The 5214-nt window shown below is 56.0% G+C and carries 6 protein-coding genes and 1 pseudogene; all 7 read right to left on the bottom strand.

What is annotated here, in order from left to right; genetic code table 11:
- Positions 1–731 (bottom strand): annotated as a pseudogene (locus tag ABX962_RS29515) (hypothetical protein); the annotation flags it as partial.
- Between the two features lie 19 nt (positions 732–750).
- Positions 751–951, bottom strand: coding sequence for a hypothetical protein (locus ABX962_RS29510; protein WP_372724895.1), 201 nt, complete (start codon positions 949–951; stop codon positions 751–753).
- 1 nt (position 952) lies between these two features.
- Entirely contained in the window at positions 953–1534 is a 582-nt protein-coding gene (locus ABX962_RS29505) for an electron transport complex protein RnfA (protein ID WP_372724893.1), read from the bottom strand.
- Positions 1531–2190, bottom strand: coding sequence for an electron transport complex subunit RsxE (gene rsxE, locus ABX962_RS29500; RefSeq protein ID WP_372724892.1), 660 nt, complete (start codon positions 2188–2190; stop codon positions 1531–1533). The genes ABX962_RS29505 and rsxE overlap by 4 nt, the downstream gene beginning before the upstream one ends.
- Positions 2187–2909, bottom strand: a complete 723-nt coding sequence (locus ABX962_RS29495) for an FMN-binding protein (protein WP_372724890.1) — start codon at positions 2907–2909, stop codon at positions 2187–2189. The genes rsxE and ABX962_RS29495 overlap by 4 nt, the downstream gene beginning before the upstream one ends.
- Entirely contained in the window at positions 2906–3928 is a 1023-nt protein-coding gene (locus tag ABX962_RS29490; RefSeq protein ID WP_372724888.1) for an RnfABCDGE type electron transport complex subunit D, read from the bottom strand. The genes ABX962_RS29495 and ABX962_RS29490 overlap by 4 nt, the downstream gene beginning before the upstream one ends.
- On the bottom strand, positions 3925–5214 hold a 1290-nt coding region (rsxC, locus tag ABX962_RS29485; protein ID WP_372724886.1), incomplete at its 5' end, for an electron transport complex subunit RsxC. The genes ABX962_RS29490 and rsxC, both read right to left, overlap by 4 nt.

Below are 5214 nucleotides of genomic sequence, written 5' to 3'. Positions count from 1 at the left end.
ACGTAGACGTACGTTGTCGGTTCAGAGAGTAGTCGACACAGTTCTTCGCCACGATCTTCAATCGCCGCTCCCCAATCGGCCGTCTCGGACCAACCGGGGCGGTTGCTCAATGCGTTGAACGCTTCGAACGTGTCGCGGTCGTAGTACAGCGCAAAATCATCCTTCTCTTGATTGCGATACAACAAATCGATCCCGGTTTGGCCACCGTGAAATAGCCAAACACGGCCTTGGAAATCGCACGCCTCGGAATAAAGGTATTTGACGAAAGCGCGGAAGGGGGCGATCCCGGTTCCGGCGCAGATCAGAATCAGGGTAGCATCCGGATCCGAAGGGGCTTCAAACGCTTGACCGTACGGCCCGGTAATCGTCAGGGTTTCGCCGCGGGTCAGGTCGCACAGGTAGTTCGACGCCACGCCGGGATACTGTTCGCCCGTGAATTCGTCGATCGAGTTGCAGCGACGCACGCAAATGCGGATCTGCAAATAACCTTCGGGCGTGCTGTGCGGGACATCCGCGATACTGTACAGCCGGAAATGATACTCTTGGCCCATTTCCGCACGCCCCGGCGCCAACACACCAATGTTCTGGCCCACGGCGACATCGAATTCTTGACTTTCCACCTCGATCAAGATGTCGCGAACCTCCTCGTGGGAATCTGCGGCAGTGATTCGTTTGCTGGCTCGTACCGTCGCTCGATAGCGAGTCTTTGTATCGTAGTCTTGTAGTCGCATCCCAATTCTCCCTTGAAATCTAACCATCATGCGTAGGGTCATGTGTCGGTAAGTTTTCACATTGCGTTTTGCATCCGCATCCATGGCAACCGATTCGGCCGGCCAACGCGTCGACATCGGACGCTGCCCCTGTCGCGATTCGCCAACGGTTTTGGACCCACAACCAACCGCTAAGGATGATCGAGACTCCGATGATGGCTTTGATTAGTGCAATCATCATCTCACCCCATTAATCCCGCGAACCCCATAAAACAAATCGAAAGCAATCCCGCAATGATCAAGGTCAATGCCGCCCCTTTGACAAGATCTGGTGGACGGGCAAGTTCAAGTTTCTCGCGAATTCCAGCCATCAGTACCAGAGCCAATGTGAAGCCCACTCCGGCACCGATCGCAAACACGATCGACTGAAGCCAGTCGTAGCCTCGGTTGGTTTGAAATAAGGCAACCGCCAGGATCGCACAGTTCGTCGTGATCAGTGGCAAAAAAATCCCCAATGATCGAAATAGACTTGGGCTGACCTTTTTGATGAACATCTCGACCAATTGGACCATCGATGCGATCACCGCGATGAACGAAATCAGTTGCAAATAAGGTGTGTCCAAGTATACCAACAACGTGTGGATTCCTGACGCGGCAATCGAGCTGACGGTCATCACCAGCGTGACTGCCGCCCCCATCCCCATTGCGGTTTGACGTTTGGCGGACACGCCCAAGAACGGACAAATCCCAAGAAAATAGGCCAACACAAAATTGTTTACCAAACATGCGTTGATGAAGATCACGCCAAGCGACTCGTTGCTCATCGGACCACCTCGCGCTGGGTTTCGGTGCCACCACGACGTTGTTCAAACCAGTGGATTAACAACAACCATGCTGCCAGCGTAAAAAATCCGCCCGGCGGCAGCATCATGATCGTCCACTCCTGGAACGACTCGCCGAACATTCGAAATCCAAACAGACTGCCATTGCCGAGCAGTTCGCGAACGGCGCCCAAGCAAAGCAACGCGACCGTGAATCCGACGCCCATCCCAAGTGCGTCCAGCGCAGAACGACCCAGCCGATGTTTCGAGGCAAACGCTTCGGCACGTCCCAGGATCAAACAATTGACGACGATCAGCGAAATGAACGCCCCCAGCGATCGATGCAGCGGCAAACTGATCGCTTGGATCACGTAGTCGACAATCGTGACAAACGTGGCGATCACCATAATGAACGTCACAATGCGGACTTGGTTTGGAACGACGTGGCGAATCAGCGAGACGACAACGTTGGACATCAGCAACACAAACGAAGTCGCCAACCCCATCGCCAGCGCGTTGATCGCAGTGTTGGAAACCGCCAGCACCGGACACATCCCCAACACTTGGACAAAGACCGGATTCTGTTTCCAGAGGCCATTGACGAGATCGTCCGTCGCGGGCGGCACAGCTTCAGGTTCGACGTGCGGAAAAGCCATCATCGCGTCTCCTGTGAGGTTGCCGTGAAATCGGCAAGGCGAGGATAGACGCGAGGGATCCAGTCCGCTGCACTGTCACCGATCATCGCCGCGGTGGCTCGCGATGAAATCGTTGCCCCGGTGATCCCGTCGATCTGCCATGGGGCAGTCTTGTTTCCTGATTTGACAAACTCAATCGGATGGGCAAGCTGGTTCGAGGTGGATTCGAGCGACACATCCAATCGTCGAAAGTGACTCAGGAAATTGGCATCCGTTTCAATGCGGTCGCCGAGCCCTGGCGTTTCACGGCTTTCTAGCACGCGAATTCCGATGATCGCTTGCTCGTGTGGCGAGTATCCATACATCAGCCGAATCGTGTCCTGATATCCCATCCCCTTGGTCTCGATTGCCAAGCCAACAAGTTCTCCGCCCGGATTAAAGCCCGCAAATACAGCGTCGGAATCGGCGTCATCCGTCGCAGCAGGATGAAACTGACCTAGGGTGGAGTCAAATTCGAACGGGATCACCGTCACTGCATCGGGCAAAACCACCAGAATGGCGTCGTGACGCATGGCCACTTGGTTACGGAGAATTCGAGGACCCGTCAACTGATAAACCGTCACAATGGCGAGACTGCACACGATCCCGACACTCAACACCACTCCGTAAATCGATGCCGTTTGTGGTCGCGGCGTGCTTGCCAATCCGGACAACGTCGGGTCAGTGGAAATCGAGGTTTTCATACCACGTCTCCTCGAGATGCCGTGCCGTAGACTCGCGGTTGGATCCAACGGTCGATATGGGGCGAAACGGCGTTGCCAATCAGAATCGCGTACATTACGCCCTCGGGCATGCCACCCCACACGCGAATGACGACGACCAACAAACCGATCAAAATCCCGTAGATGACACAGCCAAGATGAGTGATCGGCGAGGCAACCATATCGGTGGCCATGAAGACCGCTCCCAACATCAAACCGCCTGAAAACAACATCAACGAGGGTCCCGCATAGCGAGTCGGGTCAATCGCTTGCAGCAGCGTGCTACAAAGAGCAACGGTGGAAAGGATCGCTACCGGGATCCGCCAACTCATCATTCGACGAGCCACCAAATAGACGCCTCCGAGCAAGATCAAGGCTGCACACGTTTCTCCGGTCGATCCCGATACCGTGCCCATAAAAAGGTCCGTCGTGTCGGTTGGAATCTGCTCGAATTTCCATTTCGCCAGCGGCGTCGCTGCCGAGATGCCATCGTAAACCGGCTTGGTCAGTGGCAGCGCAAGTGTCGACGATGGGAGCGACGTGAACGAGGCGACGGATTCGGATGGCCACGTCGTCATTGCTGCAGGAAAGGCGACCTGTAAGATCGCCCGTCCCACCAAAGCAGGATTAAACGCGTTGTAGCCAAGTCCACCAAAAAGGAACTTTCCCATCGCAACTCCGATCACTCCACCCGCAACCACCATCCAGAGTGGCAAACTTGGTGGCAGAATCAATCCATACAAGATGCCAGTGATCAGCACCGATCCGTCGCCGATGGTGGTCGGTCGGCCAGCGGACCAACACAGCAGGTGTTCCGTTAGCACGCAGGACAACACGGCCACCACCAAGATCAATGCGGCGGAAATCCCAAACGCGTAAATTGCGAATGCACACACCGGACTCAACGCAAACACCACGTTCCGCATGATCGAGTCGACACTTGACGTGGCACCAATGTGCGGCGAACTTTGGATCGTCAGCGTTTTGGATAACGGGGTCATCCCTCGCTCCTTGCCGCCTTGCGAATCGCCGCCTTGGCAACGCGAAATTGCTGGACCAAGGGAATGTGAGCAGGGCACACAAACGTGCAGCAGCCACACTCGAAACAGTCCATCAAGTGGTGGTCGTTGACCATCGACGAATAACGACCATGTTCGGCAAGCAGCCCCAGTTGTGACGGGTTCAAAAAGAGCGGACAGACGTCGACGCAGTCGCCACACTTGATACAGGGAAACTGCTTGCGTGATCTCAGCTTGCCCGTTTCACGCTCGGTAAACGCGATCACGCCGGTGGAGCCTTTGGTGATCGGGATATCCAAACTCGAGGCGGCCGCCCCCATCATCGGTCCGCCCATCACAACGGTCGAGATGTCGGGTTCGGTGCCCAAGGTTTCCAAAATAAACCGCAGCGTGGTACCGATCGGGATACGATAGTTGCCTTTCTGCTGGATCGCTGGTCCGCCCACCGTGACGACGCGCTCTTGCAGCCCAAGTCCGTGAGGAATCAATTTGCCAATCTCGGCCGCAGTCCCCACGTTGACGCAAATCGCATGCACATCGAGCGGCAATCCGCGTGAAGGAACCTCTCGGCCCAACAACGCGGTAATCAACATTTTCTCGGCACCTTGCGGATACTTCACGGGCAAGACTTCGATGGTGATCGGGACCGACGGCGGCAACACGCGTCGAAGCGATTCCGCCGCATCGGGTTTGTTTGCTTCGACCGCAATGATCGCCCGCTCGGCAGCGGTCGCGCGTAACAAGTAACCGACACCGGTGATCACGTCGTCGGCATGTTCAAGCATCAGGCGGTGATCGGTCGTCAGATACGGCTCGCACTCGATGCCGTTGATCACCAGCGTGTCGACAAACTTGTCGTCGGGGATTTTCAGTTTCGCATGGGTCGGAAATCCGGCGCCCCCGAGCCCGACAATGCCCGCGGACTGGATCGCGGCGAGGATCTGCTCACCGCTTACCGAATCGATATCCAGCGGAGTTCCCTCGACCACTTCTTGAGTCGATGCCGCAAACGGCTCAAGAAAAAATGCGGGTTCCATCTTGCCGTTGATGCTGGGGGTTGGGGCAATTCGGCGGATGATTCCCGACGCCGGCGAATGGATCGCCACCGACATGAATCCGTCTGCCGCAGCGATCAACTGACCCCGCGTCACTTCGTCGTATTCATCCACCACGGGCACGGCCGGTTTGCCAATGTGCTGCGAAAGTGGCACGATTAATAGCGGTGCAAACGGGAATTGTTGAATCTCGCGATGACAAGTCTCCTGTTT

The sequence above is a fragment of the Novipirellula sp. genome (assembly GCF_041583735.1).
Taxonomy (GTDB): Bacteria; Planctomycetota; Planctomycetia; order Pirellulales; family Pirellulaceae; genus Novipirellula.
The sequence above is the reverse complement of the archived record's forward strand: the minus strand, read 5'-3'. Positions and strand labels throughout refer to the sequence as shown.